The organism is Streptomyces sp. DT224, assembly GCF_049844595.1.
In the GTDB taxonomy this organism is placed as follows: Bacteria; Actinomycetota; Actinomycetes; order Streptomycetales; family Streptomycetaceae; genus Streptomyces.
Genome location: NZ_JBNCLI010000002.1, coordinates 346,585 through 364,522 on the forward strand (window position 1 = coordinate 346,585; position 17,938 = coordinate 364,522).

Annotated in this window: 13 protein-coding genes and 1 pseudogene; 2 read left to right on the plus strand and 12 right to left on the minus strand. The window is 70.0% G+C overall.

What is annotated here, in order from left to right; all coding sequences use genetic code 11:
• Nucleotides 1-14: 14 nt before the first annotated feature.
• The 5 genes and pseudogenes from ACLQ2N_RS05180 to ACLQ2N_RS05200 form a co-directional block, all read right to left on the minus strand.
• The gene (locus tag ACLQ2N_RS05180) at nucleotides 15-1,298 is read right to left on the minus strand and encodes an aspartate aminotransferase family protein (RefSeq protein ID WP_425809492.1); all 1,284 of its coding nucleotides are present in this window, start codon (nucleotides 1,296-1,298) and stop codon (nucleotides 15-17) included.
• A complete protein-coding gene (locus tag ACLQ2N_RS05185) occupies nucleotides 1,295-2,137 on the minus strand; it encodes a nitrilase-related carbon-nitrogen hydrolase (protein ID WP_265539416.1) in 843 nt (280 codons plus the stop codon). Before ACLQ2N_RS05185 ends, ACLQ2N_RS05180 begins: the two co-directional genes overlap by 4 nt.
• Before the next feature lie 161 nt (nucleotides 2,138-2,298).
• A pseudogene (locus tag ACLQ2N_RS05190) lies at nucleotides 2,299-3,443 on the minus strand (hypothetical protein).
• A gap of 252 nt (nucleotides 3,444-3,695) precedes the next feature.
• Complete coding sequence (locus ACLQ2N_RS05195; protein ID WP_425809494.1) at nucleotides 3,696-4,076, minus strand: PPOX class F420-dependent oxidoreductase; 381 nt, start codon at nucleotides 4,074-4,076, stop codon at nucleotides 3,696-3,698.
• A gap of 37 nt (nucleotides 4,077-4,113) precedes the next feature.
• Nucleotides 4,114-4,383, minus strand: coding sequence for a helix-turn-helix domain-containing protein (locus ACLQ2N_RS05200; RefSeq protein WP_425809496.1), 270 nt, complete (start codon nucleotides 4,381-4,383; stop codon nucleotides 4,114-4,116).
• Between the two features lie 55 nt (nucleotides 4,384-4,438).
• Here ACLQ2N_RS05200 and map point away from each other — a divergent pair, with 55 nt between their 5' ends.
• Nucleotides 4,439-5,206 carry a type I methionyl aminopeptidase gene (gene map / locus ACLQ2N_RS05205; protein WP_425809498.1) on the plus strand — a complete coding sequence of 256 codons (768 nt, stop codon included), beginning with the start codon at nucleotides 4,439-4,441 and terminating at the stop codon, nucleotides 5,204-5,206.
• A gap of 420 nt (nucleotides 5,207-5,626) precedes the next feature.
• Here the strand turns inward: map and ACLQ2N_RS05210 are convergent, their stop codons facing one another.
• Entirely contained in the window at nucleotides 5,627-6,553 is a 927-nt protein-coding gene (locus ACLQ2N_RS05210) for a UTP--glucose-1-phosphate uridylyltransferase (protein ID WP_425809500.1), read from the minus strand.
• Between the two features lie 354 nt (nucleotides 6,554-6,907).
• Between ACLQ2N_RS05210 and ACLQ2N_RS05215 the strand changes: the two genes are divergently transcribed.
• Nucleotides 6,908-8,716, plus strand: coding sequence for a glycoside hydrolase family 15 protein (locus tag ACLQ2N_RS05215; RefSeq protein WP_425809502.1), 1,809 nt, complete (start codon nucleotides 6,908-6,910; stop codon nucleotides 8,714-8,716).
• Here the strand turns inward: ACLQ2N_RS05215 and ACLQ2N_RS05220 are convergent.
• From ACLQ2N_RS05220 to ACLQ2N_RS05245, 6 genes are all read right to left on the minus strand, one after another.
• Entirely contained in the window at nucleotides 8,694-9,443 is a 750-nt protein-coding gene (locus ACLQ2N_RS05220; protein WP_425809504.1) for a class I SAM-dependent methyltransferase, read from the minus strand. The two genes, ACLQ2N_RS05215 and ACLQ2N_RS05220, sit on opposite strands and share 23 nt — an antisense overlap.
• Nucleotides 9,444-9,450: 7 nt before the next feature.
• Entirely contained in the window at nucleotides 9,451-10,713 is a 1,263-nt protein-coding gene (locus tag ACLQ2N_RS05225) for an aminotransferase class I/II-fold pyridoxal phosphate-dependent enzyme (protein WP_425809506.1), read from the minus strand.
• A 5-nt stretch (nucleotides 10,714-10,718) separates the two neighbouring features.
• Complete coding sequence (locus ACLQ2N_RS05230) at nucleotides 10,719-13,862, minus strand: putative bifunctional diguanylate cyclase/phosphodiesterase (RefSeq protein ID WP_425809508.1); 3,144 nt, start codon at nucleotides 13,860-13,862, stop codon at nucleotides 10,719-10,721.
• Between the two features lie 99 nt (nucleotides 13,863-13,961).
• Nucleotides 13,962-15,587 carry a right-handed parallel beta-helix repeat-containing protein gene (locus tag ACLQ2N_RS05235; RefSeq protein ID WP_425809510.1) on the minus strand — a complete coding sequence of 542 codons (1,626 nt, stop codon included), beginning with the start codon at nucleotides 15,585-15,587 and terminating at the stop codon, nucleotides 13,962-13,964.
• Nucleotides 15,588-15,610: 23 nt separating this feature from the next.
• A complete protein-coding gene (locus ACLQ2N_RS05240; RefSeq protein WP_425809512.1) occupies nucleotides 15,611-16,618 on the minus strand; it encodes a UDP-glucuronic acid decarboxylase family protein in 1,008 nt (335 codons plus the stop codon).
• Nucleotides 16,615-17,934: a UDP-glucose dehydrogenase family protein gene (locus ACLQ2N_RS05245; RefSeq protein WP_425809514.1), complete on the minus strand. Its 1,320-nt coding sequence runs from the start codon at nucleotides 17,932-17,934 to the stop codon at nucleotides 16,615-16,617. Before ACLQ2N_RS05245 ends, ACLQ2N_RS05240 begins: the two co-directional genes overlap by 4 nt.
• Nucleotides 17,935-17,938: the final 4 nt, after the last annotated feature.

The window sequence follows — 17,938 nt, forward strand, 5'->3', positions numbered from 1 at the left end:
GCGGGTGTCGGCGCTCAGCCCACCGCGCGCAGGGCGTCGGCGAGGATGTCCGCCCCCTCTTCCGCCTCGGCGATCGCGAGCGACAGCGGCGGGGCGATGCGCAGGACGCTGGTGTTGTGGCCGCCGCCCTTGCCGATGAGCAGGCCACCCTCGCGCGCCGCCTCCAGGACGGCCGCGGCCGCTTCCGGGTCGGCCTCGTCGGTGCCCGGCCTGACCAGCTCGACGCCGATCATCAGGCCCCGGCCCCGCACCTCGCGGACCCGCTCCGAGGCGGCGCCGATCGCGCGCAGCCGTTCGATGAGCAGGCCGCCGACGCGGCGGGCGTTGCCCTGGAGGTCGTGTTCCAGGAGGTACGAGAGGTTGGCGAGGCCGGCCGCCATGGTGACCGGTGAACCGCCGAACGTCGAGATGGAGTTGGCGTCCAGGCAGTTCATGACCTCGGCGCGGGCCACCACGCCGCCGATGGACATCCCGTTGCCGATGCCCTTGGCGAAGGTGAGGATGTCCGGCGGCCCGTTCTGGGCGTGGGCCTGCCAGCCCCAGAAGTGTTCGCCGGAGCGCCCCCACCCCGTCTGCACCTCGTCGGAGATCCACAGCACACCGTGCCGGTTCAGCACCTCGCGGAACGCGCCGTAGAGCCCGTCCGGCGGGGAGGTAAAACCGCCGACGCCCTGGATGGGTTCGGCGATCAGGGCGGCCGGGGTGCGCGTGTGGCCGAGCAGGTCCTCCAGGTCCGCGACGCAGGCGGCGGTGAACTCCTCGTCGCTCAGGTGCGCGTAGGGGCCGCGGGTGCGGACGCCACCGTGCACGTACAGGGTCTGGAGCGGCGAGAAGCTGGTGGGCGACCAGGCGTTGTTGCCGGTGATGGAGACCGCGGAGAAGGACCGGCCGTGGTAGCTGTTGCGCATCGCCAGGATCTGGTTCGACCTGCGGTACGTGGTGGCCAGGAGCAGGGCGGTGTCGTTGGCCTCGGTGCCCGAGGTGGTGAAGAAGACCCGGGCGTCGGGGATGCCGGAGAGCGAGGCGATGCGCTCGGCCAGCTCGATCATCGGGCGGTTGAGGTAGAGCGTCGAGGAGTGGATGATCCGACCGGCCTGCTCACTGACGGCCTTGCTGACCTCGGGCAGCGCGTGGGCGGTCATGGTGGTGAGGATGCCGCCGAAGAAGTCGAGGTAGCGGTTGCCGTCCGCGTCCCAGACGTGGCGGCCCTCGCCGTGCGTGATCTCCAGCGGGTGGCGGTAGTAGAGCGCCAGCCAGTCGGGGCTGACGGCGAGGTGGCGGTGGTGGAGGCTGCTCACGGCTCGACCAGCCCCTCGTACGCGTCGGGCCGTCGGTCCCGGTAGAACGCCCACTGCTGCCGGACCTCCTCGATGAGCCCGAAGTCCAGGTCGCGGACGAGGAGTTCCTCTTCCTTGTCACTGGCGACGTCCCCGACGAACTGGCCGCGCGGGTCCACGAAGTAGCTGGTGCCGTAGAAGTCGTTGTCGCCGTACTCCTCCTGGCCGACGCGGTTGATCGCGGCGATGAAGTACTCGTTGGCGACGGCGGACGCGGGCTGTTCCAGCTGCCACAGATGGGCGGAGAGGCCGCGCGAGGTGGCGGACGGGTTGTACACCAACTGGGCTCCATTGAGCCCGAGTTGCCGCCAGCCCTCGGGGAAGTGCCGGTCGTAGCAGATGTAGACGCCGACCTTGCCGACGGCGGTGTCGAAGACCGGCCAGCCGGCGTTGCCGGGTTTGAAGTAGTACTTCTCCCAGAAGCCCTTGACCTGCGGGATGTGGTGCTTGCGGTACTTGCCGAGGTAGGAGCCGTCGGCGTCGATCACGGCGGCGGTGTTGTAGTAGAAGCCGGACTGCTCCAGTTCGAAGACCGGGACCACGATCACCATGCCGGTCTCGCGGGCCAGGTCCCGCATCCGCCGTACGGTCGGCCCGTCCGGCACCGCCTCGGCCCAGCGGTAGTGCTCGGGCTCCTGCACCTGGCAGAAGTAGGGGGCGTTGAACACTTCCTGGAAGCCGATGATCTTCGCCCCCTGCCGGGCGGCCTCGCGGGCGTGCTCCTCATGCTTGGCGATCATGGATTCGGTGTCGCCGGTCCAGGTCGCCTGGACGAGTGCGGCGCGTACGACGTGGGACATGAGCTGCTCCTTCGACGCGGCGTCAGAGAGCCTCTTCGTGCTTCTACGCCCGTAGACACGTGCGTAGGGGAGAACGTAAGCCCCGTCACACGGCGGGGCAAGACCATCGCCGTGAACCAGCTGAGTCGATCATGTTTCACACCCGTGCGGGCCAGTGCGCCTCAGCCGAGACCCGCGACACGCAGCGCGTGCTCGACGCCCCGCCCCTGCGCCTCGGACACCGCCCGGGCGGCGGCCAGCAGTTGCGGTACGAGCCGGGGCGGGTCGATCGAAGCGATCCCGGCCGCCTCCTGCGGCGAGCGTGTCCGGACGAAGGCGCCGAGCAGCGTCTGGGCCAGCGGCCCCCGGCCCGCCCGGTCGAGGGCGGCCACGGCTTCGGCGACCTCGGCGGGCGGACGCGCGACGCCCTGCCGCAGCAGCCGCCCGCAGTCCTCGGCCCGCCCCGCCGCCGCCAGCGCGTCCACCCGGCAGCGAGCCCGTCCGGGGGCAGCGAGGCGACCTCCCAGAGCAGGGTCGCCCAGTCCGCGCCGAGCCCGGCCCGGTGCAGCTCGACGGCCAGGAGCGGCAGCCGGTGCGCGGGGAGGGCCGCCGCCTCACACAGCACCGCGTGCGCCTCGCCGCTGCGGCCCTCGGCCCGCAAACGGAGCAGCGCGCCCACGGCCGCCTGCGCGGACCGGAGTGCGACCGGGTCCGGTGAGGCCGCGGGCCGGTCTGCGGCCGGTGCGGCCGGTGCCCCGCCGAAGCGGGCGCCGCGCGGCGACGCGGCCGGTGCGGCGGGCAGCACGGGCCCCTTGTCCGCGCCGCCGCCCTCGGCCTCAAGGCCGGCGAACCGGGCCCCGGTCGGCTTCCGCTTCCGGGCGGGCAGGGTTTCGTGGGGCGCGGGCTCCGGCTCCGGGGCGGCCGGCCTCGCCGGGGCCGCCGCGCGCGTTGCGAGCCGGTCCGGGGCGCGGGAGAGGGCGGACAGGCGGCGGCGGAGTTCGGCGCAGCGGGCCGAGGCGCGGGCGTGGTCGTCGCGGGCCCAGGCGAGCGCCCCGGCGCCCTCGTCCCCGTCGCCGCTCTCCCGGACCGCCCACAGCCGCTCGGCGGCGTACGCCTGCTCGCGGAGCATCAGGCCGAGCCGTTCCACGAGCCGGGCGCGGCCGCCGGGACGGCTGTCGAGGCCGAGGGCGCAGTCCGCGTGCAACCGGGCGGCACGCGCCGCCGCCTCCTCCGCGTACGCGGTCCCCCGCACCTGCGCCAGGTCCGAGAAGAGCGCCTCCATCACGTCCCAGGGCGGCAGCTCCGCCCCGTCCAGGCAGGCGTCCATGCCCGCCGGGTCGCGTCGCCGGAAGACCCCGTACCAGCCCCGCCCATGATCGAGCAGTGCCACCAGCTCGCGCAGGTGGCACGCGAAGTCCTTTACCGACCCCGTCTCTTGATGCACCGTCACCGTCGCCTTCGGCCGCCGCCGGCTGGAACCCTCCAGTCCGGGGCATTCGACCGCAGACGTGTTACGGGACGGCTACGCGCGCTTTGCGGGTCCGAGGCAGCCGGGGCGGGGCTCGGACCGGGGCGGGGCTCAGAGGGTGATGGCGATCCCCGTGTGCGGGCGCTTGCCGAGCCGGACGATCATCGCCGGGTAGTCGAGCAGCCAGTACTTCCAGGTGTACTTACGCCCTATCGCGCGGCGCACGGCGGCCGTCTCGCGCTCGCCGAGCAGCCTGGCGGTGCCCTCGGCGCTCGGGGCACCCTCCTCGGTCCGCCCACGCACATCGCAGACGGTGACGCGGACCCGGCTGTCGTTGCGCAGCCGCTTGACCTTCCAGGAGTCGGTCTTGGTCCAGACGAGCAGTTCGCCGCCGTCGGCCACCGCCCAGACGGGGGTGGCGACGGGCGTCCCGTCCTTGCGGTACGTGGTGAGGCTGACGTACTCGCTGCGCGCGAAGTCCTGGAGGCTCATGGGGCCCAGCCTAAGGGCGGGGCTTTCGCAGCACGCCCTAGCCGGCCAGCGGTACGATCGCCGGCTCCGGGGCGCAGCGCAGCAGGAGTTCGTCCATGGAGAGGCCGAGCGCACCGGCCAGGGCGGCGACGGTGAAGAAGGCGGGGGTGGGGGCGCGGCCGGTCTCGATCTTCCGCAGGGTCTCGGCGGAGATCCCGGCACGGGCGGCGATCTCGGTCATGCTGCGGGCGCCTCGCGCCTCACGCAGCAGCAGGCCGAGCCGTTCGCCGCGCAGGCGCTCTTCGGGGGTCAGGGGGGTACGGACCATGCCGTCATTCTAATACCGCTCGGACCGGTATAGTAATTGCGGTATTGTAATTGGCATGGTGCAACTCAAGACGGACACATCCATCGAAGCCATGCGCGCGGCCGGCCGCGTCGTCGCACAGATGCTGACGGCCACCCGGGAGGCGGCCGCGGTCGGCGTCTCGCTGCGCGAACTCGACGAGGTCGCACGCGGGGTGCTGCGCGAGGCGGGCGCCGGCTCGCCGTTCCTCAACTACCGGCCGCACTTCGCCCCGGTCCCCTTCCCCGCGGTCATCTGCGCGTCGGTCAACGACGCGATCGTGCACGGCATCCCGACCGACTACCGGCTGCGCGACGGCGACCTGGTCAGCATCGACGCGGGCGCGAAGCTGGACGGCTGGGCCGGTGACTCGGCGATCAGCTTCACCGTGGGCCGCGCCCGCCCCGCCGACACCCGGCTCGTCGACACGGCGTACAAGGCGCTGGAAGCCGGTATCGCGGCCGCCACGGTGGGAAACCGGATCGGTGACATCGCGCACGCCATCGGCACGGTCTGCCGCTCCGCCGGCTACGGCATCCCCGAGGGGTTCGGCGGGCACGGCGTGGGCCGCGACATGCACGAGGACCCGGGCGTGCCCAACGAGGGCCGGCCGGGGCGCGGGATGCCGCTGCGGCACGGCATGGTCCTGGCCATCGAGCCGATGCTGATCGGCGGCGGTGTGGACACGTACCGCGCGGACCGCGACGGCTGGACCCTGCGCACGACGGACGGCAGCCGGGCCGCGCACGCCGAGCACACGGTGGCGATCACGGACGACGGCCCGCGCATCCTGACCGCGCTCTAGTACTGCGACAGTCGTCCGTGACGATTCATTAGTTTCTGGTGGTGTGTGGCCGCGGCGTTTGCGGTGGCTGGTGCCGGCTCGGCGTTGTCGTCGGCTTCGCCAGTTCGGCCAGTGCAGAATGTGGTCGATCGTGGCCGGTCGGCGGCGGGTGAGGCGGTGGATCAGGCGTCGCGGTCCGGGAAGGCTGACGGGGACGAGCCGCGGAGGATCCGTTTCAGCCCGTGATCCGCCGCATGGCCGAGGAACTCGGGAACAGCGCCTTCCGGCGCCCGCTGATGGGGCACATCGAGAACGGCCGGGCGAGCGTCTCGGGCTGACCCGGGTCCGGGCGATGGGGCGCCCCTCGCCACCGGCGGCCCACCGTTCCACCGTGGGGCCGCCGTCGACCGGGGCGTGCGCAGCTCCGCCTCTGTACGCGGGCTATCCCGCTGACGTCCCAGCGGTGCCGGATGTGTCCATGCTGCGCGCGAGTTCGCGCAGGCGTGGGCCGTATTCGGGGTGATGCAGTGCGGCCGCGAACTGGGCTTCGAGGTATGCGGCAGGGTTCCCCGTGTCGAACCACCGGCCCTGGATGACCTGTCCGTACGCCGCGCGGGTTGCCGCGTAGGCATTGATGGCGTCGGTGAGGTAGACCTCTGCGGTCGAATCCCCTGCGGCGTGCCAGAGGCGGGTCTGCTCGCGCACTTCGTCGATGATGCCGGGGGTGACGACGTATCCGCCGATGGCGGCGTACTCGGACGGCGCGTCGGCCGGCCTGGGCTTCTCCACGAGCCCGGTGATCCGCAGCGTCCCGTCCCCCATGTCCTCCTTGACGACGGGCACGCCGTAGCGGTACGAGTCGGCGCGGTCCATGGGCATGAGTGCCAATACGGGGCAGTTCATTGCCTCGTAGGCCCGGATCAGCTGCTGGGCACGGGGGACTTCGGCAACGAACACGTCATCCGGCCACAGCACGAGCATGGGCTCGTCGCCGTAGTTGTGGGCGGCGTTGAGGACCGGTGTGCCGTTGCCGTACGGGCCGTGCTGGTCGAGGTAGGTGATGTGACCGCGGCGGGACAGTGCGGCGACCTCCTCCACGGCATCGGCGAAGTGGCCTTTTCCATCGGCGCGGAGTTGCTCCGCCAGCGCCGGCGCGGGCCGGAAATGGTCCTGGATGAGCCCCTTCCCCTGGGATACAACGATCGTGATGTCAGTGATTCCCGAGGCGACGAGTTCACACACGGTGTGCTCGATGACCGGCTTTTCTCCGATCGGCAGCATCTCTTTGGGGATGGCCTTGGTCAAGGGCAGCAGCCGGGAGCCGATACCTGCGGCAGGGATGACGGCCCTATGAATCATTTTGGGCATGGTGGCCTTCTCCGTGGGGCGAGCACCACTCCGGCAGGCACAGCAAGGAATGCTGCCGGCCTGCGACCGCGCCGATGGCGGCGCCGGCGGCGCGGTGCTCGCTCCGAGTCATTGGCGCCCGGCAGGGCTTGCGGAAGGGCTCAGCCAGTCCGCCGCGGGGGGCGCCCCTTCAGTTTAATTGCACCATTGCGTCACGTCCTGGGGTCATCGGAACGCCACGGCAGTCCTCGTGCTGCGTCGCACAAAGCCACGCCCAGGCTCTGGCTCGTCACCCGGCCTGTCTCGGCCTTTCCCGGCACGAGATGTGGCGTAGCCTGGAGGCAGCGGCTTTGTGTACCACGGCGTAGTGCGATCATGAGCAATCCAATCGAGAACTACGCCATCGTCAGTGATCTGGAGACCGCCGCCATGATCGGAGGCGACGGCTCGGTCGACTGGCTCTGCGTTCCGCAGTTCGATTCACCGGCATGTTTCGCCGCCTTGCTCGGTAACGGCAGCAACGGTTTCTGGCGGATCGCGCCCGAAGGCGCGCAAGAGTGTTCCCGCAGGGGATACCGCGACGACACACTGATCCTCGACTCCTGGTGGGAGACCGAAACCGGAGCCGTGCGTGTCACGGATTTCATGCCGCCGCGTAGCAACTCGCCCTTTCTGGTGCGCATCGTGGAGGGCATTGCGGGCTGTGTCACCATGCGCAGCGAACTGAGGCCACGCTTTCACCAGGGGCGCGTAGTGCCATGGGTGAGACGGGAAGGCGCGTGCACCGTTGCCGTCGCCGGTCCGGATGCCCTGTGGCAGAGCGCCGACGCCCCGGTGGATGTCCTCGAATGTGACGGCTCCACCGTCACGGAGTTCGCCGTACCGGCAGGCCGACGCCTGACTCTGATGCTCGCCTGGGCTCCGTCGCACCTGGACAACCCTCCCCTCGAACTGTGCGTGCCGGCGGAGACGGCCTTGAAGGAGACAGGGGACTTCTGGCGTGAATGGACGTCCCAGTGCCGCTACGAGGGGCCCTGGCGCGAGGCGGTGGTGCGATCCCTGATCACGTTGAAGGCGCTCACCTACGCACCCACGGGCGGCATCATCGCGGCGCCGACCACCTCGCTCCCCCAGTGCGTAGGAGGGGAGCGGAACTGGGACAACCGGTTCTGCTGGCTGCGCGACTCGGCCTTTGCCCTGTCCTGCCTGCTGCGAAGCGGCTACCGGGAGGAGGCGACAGCGTGGCTGGACTGGCTGCTCCGCACCATCGCAGGTGAACCGGCTGACCTGCAGGCGGTGTACGGGGTCGAAGGGCAACGGAGGCTGCCGGAGACCGAAGCTCCCTGGCTGCCCGGATACGAAGGGACGCGCCCCGTTCGATTCGGGAACGCCGCCGCGGGCCAGCTGCAGCTCGACGTGTACGGGGAGGTCATTGACGCCCTCTATCGGTGCCTCCGCGCGGGCATACCCGTGCAAGGCCACATGTGGAGCCTCGTGAATGCGATGATGCGCTACCTCCAGAAGCACTGGCGCGATCCGGACCGAGGTCTGTGGGAGGTAAGGGGCCCTCAACGGCACTTCGTACATTCCAAGATCATGTCCTGGGTCGCCGCAGACCGTGCTCTGCGCATGGGCGCTCTCCTCGGCAGAAACGGGTCATCGGCGGAGTGGCGGGCGATGCGCGACGCGGTGCGCGAGGAAGTGTGCCGCGAGGGCTGGGACGCGGAGCAGCGTTCATTCGTCCAGTCCTACGGGTCTCCCTCGCTCGACGCGTCAGCTCTCTTGATCTCGCGTCTCGGCTTCCTTCCGCCGGACGACGAACGGGTACGTGGCACCGTCGCAGCGATGCGCGGCCTCGATCACCAGGGCTTTCTCAGGCGTTACGCACCGGACGGCAGCGGAGTGCACAGCATCGACGGCATGCGTGGACCGGAGGGCACGTCGGTGGCGTGCTCGCTCTGGTATGCCGAGGCTCTCGCCGGAGTCGGCCAGTTGGACGGGGCGCGCGACACGTTCGAGAGGGTCCTCGGTGTCCGTAACGATGTCGGTCTCCTGGCGGAGCAGTGGGACCCCCAGGCAGGTCGTCAGCTGGGAAACGCTCCGAAGGCCTTCAGCCACATCGCTCTCGTGGAGACGGCGTTCGCCCTCCAGCGGGCCGGCGTCACGCCGGACTCAGCGGCCTGACCGCCTCCAGGAGCACCATTCCGGAATCCCCGTAATCCGGCAGACTGGAGTCCGAGTCGATCCGGGTGACGGCGAGCTGCTGGGTCAGCGGGGCGAAGACCTCGGTGACGAGGCGACGGTCCACCGGACAGCCGGGCCATCGCGAAGCCGGACCGAAACGGTACGTGGGCATGTTCTCCATGAACGCGGCGACCACGCGCCCGCCGGGGCGCACGCAGCGTACGAATCGCCCGCAGAACTCCTTGAACTCGTCGAAGTCCTCGGTGACTCCTTCAGCGACGAAGTTCATCGACGCGAGGTCGTAGGTGCCGGGGGTGAGACCGCGCGCGTCGGCGTGTACGACGTGCACCACGGAGAGGGCTTGCGACAGGGCCGGTGGCAGCTGCGGATTCAATTTCCGGCAGAGCGTGTAGAAGGGCTCCCAACTGGGGTCTGCACCCAGGTGCAGCTGCCGGTTCAGATAGGCGACGCCCGCCGCGCTCGCCTCGATCGCGTCCACATGCCGGCTTGCGGCAGCGGCCAGCATGAGCGGATAGAGGTTGGGTCCGGCCCCGAACTCGGCCGAGCGTACGGCGCTGCCGGGCGCCAGTCGCCGATAGAAGGCGCTGTGGTGCGCGATGACGGCCGCGTCGGACGGGTGGAGTTCCCGGTAGTTCTCCGCGAGATAGTCCTGCACAGGCCAGCTGTCCCAGTCCACATCGTCGTTGCACGTCGGTGTCCTGCGCATGGCGCCCTCAGTCTTCCCGCCGCCTCAGTGCGAACTGCTTGCTGAGCCGCGTCAGCGCCTCGCACAGGGTTGCGATGTCGTCCTCGGAGTTCAGTGCCGTGATCTGGATGCGGAAGCCGACGCGGTCGCGCGGCACCAGAGGATAGGCAGCCAGGGTCACGTAGATGCCGCTGCCCCACAGGGAAAGGGCGACAGCGTCCAGGTCCGCGGGGTCGTCGAGCATGATCTCGACGATCGGCAGCCCGTCCGCGTTGGGTGTGTCCAGGCCCAGGCCGTGGACGTGGTCGAGCACCGTGGCGGTCTTGCGGTGGATATCGGCGCGGATGGCATCACCACGGCGGTCGTTGACCTCCAGACCCGCGAGCGTGGTGGCCAGGGAAGCGGTCGGCGAAGGACCGGAGTACAGATAGGGGGCGGCGGCGACCTTGAGCAGTGACTTGAGCGAGGTGGGAAGGGCGAGAAAGGCCAGCAGCGATGAGTACGCCTTGGAGAAACCGCCGACGAGCACGATGTCGTCGTACGACTCGCCCGCGTGCCGGACCACGCTGTTTCCCCGTGCTCCGTAGGGGCAGAGCTCGTCCGGCCGCCGTTCCCCGATGACCCCGAAGCCGTGGGTGTCGTCGATGTAGAGGGTGGCGCCGCTGCGGCGGCATACAGCGGCCAGTTCACGTACGTCGGGGATGTTGCCGCTCATGCTGTTCACGCCGTCCAGACAGACGAGCCGCGGGGCGCGTGACGGCACGGTCCGCAGCATGGCGTCGAGTTGCCCGGGGTCACCGCCCTGGAACCGGTGGAGTGTTGCGCCCTGTCCCCTCGCCGCCGCACACCCGTCGTACACGGTCCGGTGCGCGGTGGCCTCGACGAAGACGTCCCCACCGTCCGCCAGAATCGGGATCACCGAGGCGTGGATCAGCGTGGCCGTCGGGAGCAGGAGTGTGTCCGGTGCTTCCAGCAGCTCCGTGAGCCGTTCCTCGATCTCGGGGTAGATCCGGGGGCTGCCCAGCAGCCGTGACCAGCTGGGGTGTGTTCCCCAGCGCCGTACGGCCGGCTCGATCGCGGCGATGACGTCGGGGTCGTAGTCGAAGCCCAGATAGTTGCAGGATGCAAAATCGATCAGCCAGTGGTTTCCGCAGCGGATGTGTCTGCCCCGTACCTCGTCGAGCACCGCGTCGGTCATCGGACTCGTCCGCCTGAGATGTTCGAGATCGCCCCAGCGCGGATCGGGCCGGGCGCCTGCCGCTCCCACGGTCTCCACAGTTGTGTGCGGCATCGGTTTCACCTCTCGGTAGCGGGCCTGCGGTTCCTGACGGGTTCCACGGGCCTTTGCCGGTGCCCGTTGCCCGGCAGGTGCCAGTCCCCGGCGGGATGGCGCAGGAGGAAGTCACCCTGCTGGAGGGTCATCGGGCGGGCGTAGAGAAAGCCCTGGCCGAACCGGCAGCCCGTCCGGGCGAGCAGATCGCGTTGTCGGCGGTCCTCGATCCCCTCGGCGATGACCTGAAGGCCGAGCGTGTCGGCGATGGTGACGATCCCTTCGACGAGCGCCATCTGCTGCGCGTCCGAGGTGATGTCGTCGACAAACGACTTGTCGATCTTCAGTACATCGACCGGGAAGTCCCGGAGGTAGCGCAGCGACGAGTACCCCGTGCCGAAATCGTCGACCGCGATGCGAACGCCGAGGTCCTTGAGACTTCGCATCACGGCCTCGATCTGGCGGTCCCGCCGCACGGGGACTGTTTCGGTGAGTTCCAGCTGAAGTGATCCCGGAGCGAGGCCGGGAGTGGCCAGAGCGCGGCGCACTTTGTCCAGGAAGTCCGCGTCCCGCAACTGCCGGGCCGAGACGTTGACGCTGATGTAGGGCGGATGGCCGGGTGCGGCGCTCTGCAGGACGGCCATGTCCGAGGTGGCGTGCCCCAGGACCCAGGCCCCCAACGAAGTGATGTGCCCGGTCTCCTCGGCGAGTGCGATGAACTGCTGCGGCGGGACCGGTCCGGACCGGGCGTTCGGCCATCGGGCCAGCGCCTCGAATCCGACGACCTCGCCCCTGGCGATGTCCACCACGGGCTGGTAGCGCAGCGCGAACTCCTCCCGGATGAGCGCCGTATCCAGGTTCGTCCGCAGTTCGTGCTGCTCCAGCATGCGGTCCCGGAGACGGTTCTGGAAGTGGCGCCACTGGCACTTGCCGGCGACCTTGGCCGAGTAGAGGGCCAGGTCGGCATGGCTGAGCAGTTCGCTGGTGTCAGCGCTGTCGACGGTTGTGGCGACCCCGATACTGGCGGAGACGCTGACGGACCCCGCCGGCAGCCGGAAGGGGCGGCTCAGTGTCTGGATCACCTGCGCTGCGAGGAGTTCGGCGTCCACGGGCGCCTTCGCGTTCTCCATCAGCACGGCGAACTCGTCTCCGCCCAGCCGTGCCGCGGTGTCGGTACGCTGCACGGTTTCCGACAGGCGGGCGCCCACTGCGGCCAGAAGCTGATCCCCGGCCACGTGCCCCATGCTGTCGTTGACGATCTTGAAGTCATCGAGGTCGATGAACAGAATGCCGGTGACGGACGCCTGGCGGCCACCGCGCAGCAGCGCCCGATCGAGCCGCTCCAGCAGCAGCGTCCGGTTGGGTAGCCCTGTCAGCGAATCGTGGTAGGCCCGTTCGGTGAGTTCCTGTTCCAGGTGCAGCTGTTCGGTCACGTCCCTGAGGGTGACGACGAGTCCACGGACTGTGCGGTCGTCGCGCAGGTCGCGGAAGCGCACTTGGGCTTCGATGTGGTCGCTGCCGTTGTGTATGCCCCAGTGGCCCTGGGATTCGCTTCGGGCTCCGTCACGCATGGCGGCCAGCGCCCAGGCGGCTCTGCGCCTGTCCTGCTCGATCACGAGTGCGGGCAGCGATGTGCCGATGAGCTGGACGGCGCCGAACATGTGACGCGCCGACGGGCTCGCATAGCTGATGGTGTCGTCGCTGCCGACGATGAGTATGACGTCGGCGGCGTTGTGCACCAGTGTGCGGAAGTAGGCCTCGTTCTCGCGGCGCCCGATCTCCCTGCGGAGCGACATGCGCTGCATGGCCAGCCCCGCATGCGAGGCGAGGATTTCCAGCGAGCTGCGCATTTCGCTCAGCCGCTTCTCCGTTCCTGCGGCCAGCAGGACGCCCGGCAGTTCGGCCCCCGCCGGCCGGTCGGGTTCGACCACGGGACACAGAAGGGCGGTCCGGAGGTGGCCGAGGCGGGCGGCGAGGACCGGCCCGAGGCGGTGGACCGGCGTCAGGCTGGTCTCGCCGATGGAGAGAACGGCCGCCGATCCGGGGGGCGCCCTGCCTGTCCGACGGGCATCCGGCCCGGCGGAACTCTCGACTTCCGGCGCCCAGAGAAGCATGCTCGCGTGCGGCACCTCAGGCCCGAACAGCTCCGCCACCGCTCGGTCGCAGGCGCGGGTGATGTCCTGCGGTGTGATGGCTGCGACGAGGGCGGTGACGGCCGAGCGCAGGGCGTTCTCACGTGCCATCGCCTTGCGGTGCACGACGACCATGTCCGACAGCCGCAGAATGACGAGCATGATGAGCACACCGGAGAAGGCGGCGATGACGGCTACGCCCCGCGCGGCATCGTGCGATCCCTCGTACAGCAGGACCGCCGGTGCGATCAGGGCTGCGCCGGACAGGAGCAACAGCCGCCGTGGCGGCGGGAGCAACGACTGCGGCCGGTTCGCGCCCGCCGTCAGCTCGGTCATGGACGGATGCAGGGCCGCCAGGCCCCAGGCCGTGTAGAAGATGATCCAGCCGCTGTCCAGGGCGGACCCGGCCTGCCACGTTCCGTTGAGCTGCAGAATGCCGTATGCGATGTCGAAGCAGAGCAGGATCAGGGTGCCGAGGACGAGGAGCTGTACTGCCCGGTTGCGGCTCCGGTGAGGCCCCAGCGTGAGCAGCCGGACCAGCAACGCCAGGACCAGGACGTCGCCCAGCGGATAGGCGATGCTGGTGGCGCGTTGCACCCACGTCAGGTCCGCGACGTGGGCGAGCGGTTGTACCAGGAAGACCCAGACCGGCACCGCGAGTCCCGTGGTGAGGATCAGGGCGTCCAGCAGACCCGACAGGTTTCGTTCCGTCACGCGGTGACGCACCAGACCCAGCAGCCCAACGGTGAAGAGAGGGTAGGTCGCGAGATAGCAGGCGTCGGCAGGGGACGGGAAGGGGTTGGCCGCCGAGTAATAGGCTTCGAGACTGTTGTAGTAGGTGTCGCCCGCGGTGAACGCGAGCAACGCCGCCGCCAGGGTCCACCAGGGCCAGGGGTGTGCGGGCCGATTGACCCGGATGCCCACGGACACGGCGGCCACGCTCGACAGGCCGATCAGCGCCCACGTAGTAGTGAGAGCGTCCGGCACGGTCAGGTAGACGATGGTAAGGCCGGCGACGAGGACGGCGTAGGCGGTCATGAGTCCTCGTGTCCGGGTCACTTTCATGCGCCTCCCCCACCGATGGTAGGTATCGCTGGAGGGCCTTGCATCTTGTCGCGCAAGGGCGTGCCCGCCGGCTCAGCCCTCAGCCGACGGGACCGCCGCGCCGACGGGGGGTGGTGTTCCGGAGGCCTTGCCGAAGTAGTCGACGGCGCCGGGGTCCGTTCCGAAGAGGGCGTGCAGATCGAGTCCCGCGCCCACCGGGGCGGCGCAGTCGGGGATGATCAGGGGCGCATCCTCGGCGGAGCGGATCCGCGGCAGTGTGCCGCCGGCGAAGCAGGGGTCAGTGGTCGTGCCGGAGGACGTTCCGCCCGCGCGCTCCTGGCCTGTCGCCGTGCGCCAGGCGGACAGGGTCGCGTAGGAGCGGCCTGCCCAGTCCACCGTCCAGGAGCCGGAGGCCGTGGAGTAGTTGTTGCCCTGCAGAAGCACCTTGCGAGGGGTGAGCCCCTTCGCGGCGACGATGAGCGGGGCGCTGTCGGCCACGAGGATGTTGTTGCGCACGGTGACGTGGGACAGGCCGGCCCGCAGCAGGATCGCCGGCCCCCGGCCGTTGGGCGAGCGCGGCATGACCACGGTGTTCTGATAGATGTCCAGGCTCCGGACGTCCTTGCCGTAGACGGTCAGAGCGCCCTTGGCGGGCAGCTTGCGTCCGTTGCCGGCCGCGATGTTGTAGCGGATGGTGTTGTCCCGGTGGGCGCCGTTCTTCCGGTCCGTGTACGCGTAGAACCCCGGGCCGTCGTTCTGGAAGGCCAGGTTGTACTGCACAGTCGAGTCCGAGACGTTGGAGTCGAGACCGAAGCCCGCGCCGTCGACGCGGGAGCCGGTGTGGTTGCGGTACGAGGTGTTGTGCTCCAGAAGGACGCCCGTGGCGTCGTACGCCCAGATGCCCACGGGGCCGGCCGGCGCCTCGGCGGCGGCGCGGGTCCCGTTGTCATGGGCGTGCGAATCGCGGACCGTCGCGTCGCGGACGCTGCCGAGGACGATGCCGTTGCCGGAATGTGTCGTGGTCGAGGCGGGGTCACCGGTGTTGTGGTAGGCCGCCACGCCCACGATGCGGATGCGGCTGTGGGCGTACCTGGGATGAGCGGCGTCGAAGGCAGGACCGTACGTGAGCAGTCCGACGTCTTTGTTGTCGTGCAGCGCGGAACGGCTGACAGTCACGTTCTCGAACCCCGACCCTCCACTCGTACCTCCGATCGCGATGCCCGCACGGAACCCGGAGACCTCGACGCCGGAGACGGCCACGTGGTCCAGCTTCTTGCCCCCCGGCAGGTCGCTGTAGAGATTGATGCCGCCGTCGCGGAGGTAGGAGCCGTCCTTCCCGGTCACCGTGAGGTTCCGGATCTCGACGCCTGCCGTGTCGTGCACGGAGATGCCGGGGCCGTCCGTCGCTGCCACCGTCGCCCGTCCCGTGCCGTACGACCCGATGACCACGGGCCGGTCGGCGTCGCCCGCTTCCGTCTTCCCCACGGTGAGCGTCCCGGCGAACCGGGCGCCCCCCTGCAGCATCAGCGAGGTGCCGGGTTCGAGGTCCGTGCCTTCGGCGCGCCGCAGGGTCCGCCAGGCTTCGCCGGGGGACGTACCGGAGTTCCGGTCGTCCCCGTCGGGGCTGACGTAGTAGGTGGCGGGCGGTGGGGCGTAGTGGGGGGTGTCGGTGCAACCGCTCCCGGCGGCCAGGATGATCGCGGCGGCCAGAGTGCTCATCGCGGCTGTCCGGTGCATGGATATCAGGCCTTCAGGGACTCGAGAGGGCTGGGGCGGGGCCCGTCGACCGGCTTGAGCGGCCCGTTCGGCAGTGCTGGACCCGAGCTGTCGGTGAACCAGGCGGCCGTGCGCCGCAGGCCCTCCTCGACCGGGACCACAGGTGCCCAGTCCAGCTCCTGGCGGGCCCGCTCGATGACGGGACGGCGGCGGCAGGGATCATCGACCGGCAGCGGGAGGTACTCGATCCGTGACCGCGACCCGGTGACATCCAGGACGAGGTCCGCGAGCTCCCGTACGGTGTGCTCGACCGGATTGCCCAGATTGATCGGTCCGTCCAGGCCGCGCCGGTCGATCATGGCCAGGAGCGCGCGCACGAGATCGGACACGTAGCAGAAACTGCGGGTCTGGCTTCCGTCACCGTGGATGGTCAGCGGTCCGCCCGACAACGCCTGGCGCAGGAAGGTCGACACCACGCGGCCGTCGTTCGGACGCATCCGGGGACCGTAGGTGTTGAAGATCCGCACGACACCCACGTCGACGCCCAGGCTGCGCCGGTAAGCCGTGGACAGCGCCTCCGCGTACCGCTTGGCCTCGTCGTAGACACTGCGGGGGCCGACCGGATTGACATGGCCCCAGTACTCCTCGGGCTGCGGGTGGATCTCGGGGTCGCCGTACACCTCGCTGGTCGAGGCGAGGACGAACCGGGCGTCGTGCCGCAGGGCCAGGCGCAGGGCGTTCTCCGTGCCGCGGCTGCCGACCGAGAGTGTCTCCAGTGGCAGCCGGTGGTAGTCGGGCGGAGACGCCGGGCTCGCGAGGTGGGCGACGGCGTGCACGGAACCCGGGATCTCCATGGCCGCGGTGACGTCACCGCGCAGGAGCCGGAACCGGGGATGCTCGCGCAGGTGGGCGACGTTCTCCGGTTCGCCCGTGGAGAAGTTGTCCAGACACCACACGGTGTCACCTCTGCGCAGCAGCGCCTCGCACAGATGGGACCCCAGAAATCCGCCACCCCCTGTGACGACGACCTTCATGATGTGCCTCCCGTGGGGCTGCCCAGTGCGTGCAGCGACCAGCCGGCCGCGCGCCAGGACTGGGCGTCGAGACTGTTGCGTGCGTCCAGGAGGACCGGGGAGCGGACCACGGAGGCGAGGGCCAGCGGGTCGATCCGCCGGTAGTCCGGCCAGGATGTGAGGTGCAGGACCGCGTCCGCGTCCTCGCACACTTTGGGGATATCCAGCGAGTATGTCAGGTCGGGGAGGGTGGCGCGCGCGTTGTCCAGCGCCTCCGGGTCGTGCACGCGCACGCTTGCGCCCTGCTCGTGCAGGATGGAGGCGACGGCCAGGGCGGGCGAGTCACGAACGTCGTCGCTGCCCGGCTTGAAGGAGGCGCCCAGCACGGCGACCCGGCGGCCGGCGAAGGAACCGCCGACGAGCTGCCGGGCGCGGATGACGGTGCGTTGCCGCTGGCGGAGGTTGATGCGGTCGACCTCATGCAGGAACGACACCGCCTCACCGGCGCCGATCTCCTCGGCGCGGGCCGCGAAGGCCCGGATGTCCTTGGGGAAGCAGCTCCCGCCGAAGCCGAGTCCCGGATCCAGGAAGCGGTGGCCGATCCGCGAGTCGGCACCGATGGCGTGGGCCAGGACGGTCACGTCGGCGCCGGCCGCCTCGCACACCTCGGCCATGGCGTTGATGAAGGAGATCTTGGTCGCGAGGAAGGAGTTCGCGGCCACCTTGACCAGCTCCGCCGTGGCCGTGTCCGTGCTGAAGAACTCCGCACCCGCGCGAACCAGCGGCGCGTAGAGCGCCCGCAGGGCCGCTTCGGCGTGCGGAGAGCCGACCCCCACTACGATCCGTTCGGGCCGCATGGTGTCCTGCACCGCTGAGCCTTCACGCAGGAACTCGGGGTTCCACGCGACTTCGCAGTCCCGGGTGGACGCCGCGATCCGTCTGCCGAGGGCCGCGGCCGTGCCGACCGGCACGGTGGACTTGCCCACCACCAGACTTCCCGGTCGCAGATGCTGTGCCAGTTCGTCCACCACGGCGTTCACGTACCGCAGGTCTGCGGCCTCACTGTCGGGGCGCTGCGGAGTGCCGACGCAGACGAAATGCGTCCGCGCGAACTCCGCGCCCTCGGCCAGCGAGCTGGAGAAGCGCAGCCTTCCCGAGGCGACGGTACGGGCGAGGAGCGCGTCCAGGCCGGGTTCGTGCATGGGTGCGCGGCCTGCCGCAAGCGACGCGATCCGTGCCTCGTCGATGTCGATTCCGAGGACCTGGTGGCCTATGTCGGCCATGCACGCGGCGTGCACCGTGCCCACGTAACCCGTTCCGATCACGGTCATTCGCATGTCA

What these genes read in the sequence shown, in the direction of transcription:
- ACLQ2N_RS05240 (WP_425809512.1), bottom strand. Translation starts at nt 16,618, where the DNA reads ATGAAGGTCGTCGTCACAGGGGGTGGCGGATTTCTGGGGTCCCATCTG.
- ACLQ2N_RS05195 (WP_425809494.1), bottom strand. Translation starts at nt 4,076, where the DNA reads ATGAGCCTCCAGGACTTCGCGCGCAGCGAGTACGTCAGCCTCACCACG.
- ACLQ2N_RS05225 (WP_425809506.1), bottom strand. Translation starts at nt 10,713, where the DNA reads ATGCCGCACACAACTGTGGAGACCGTGGGAGCGGCAGGCGCCCGGCCC.
- ACLQ2N_RS05200 (WP_425809496.1), bottom strand. Translation starts at nt 4,383, where the DNA reads ATGGTCCGTACCCCCCTGACCCCCGAAGAGCGCCTGCGCGGCGAACGG.
- ACLQ2N_RS05235 (WP_425809510.1), bottom strand. Translation starts at nt 15,587, where the DNA reads ATGAGCACTCTGGCCGCCGCGATCATCCTGGCCGCCGGGAGCGGTTGC.
- ACLQ2N_RS05185 (WP_265539416.1), bottom strand. Translation starts at nt 2,137, where the DNA reads ATGTCCCACGTCGTACGCGCCGCACTCGTCCAGGCGACCTGGACCGGC.
- map (WP_425809498.1), top strand. Translation starts at nt 4,439, where the DNA reads ATGGTGCAACTCAAGACGGACACATCCATCGAAGCCATGCGCGCGGCC.
- ACLQ2N_RS05230 (WP_425809508.1), bottom strand. Translation starts at nt 13,862, where the DNA reads ATGACCGCCTACGCCGTCCTCGTCGCCGGCCTTACCATCGTCTACCTG.
- ACLQ2N_RS05245 (WP_425809514.1), bottom strand. Translation starts at nt 17,934, where the DNA reads ATGCGAATGACCGTGATCGGAACGGGTTACGTGGGCACGGTGCACGCC.
- ACLQ2N_RS05220 (WP_425809504.1), bottom strand. Translation starts at nt 9,443, where the DNA reads ATGCGCAGGACACCGACGTGCAACGACGATGTGGACTGGGACAGCTGG.
- ACLQ2N_RS05210 (WP_425809500.1), bottom strand. Translation starts at nt 6,553, where the DNA reads ATGCCCAAAATGATTCATAGGGCCGTCATCCCTGCCGCAGGTATCGGC.
- ACLQ2N_RS05215 (WP_425809502.1), top strand. Translation starts at nt 6,908, where the DNA reads ATGAGCAATCCAATCGAGAACTACGCCATCGTCAGTGATCTGGAGACC.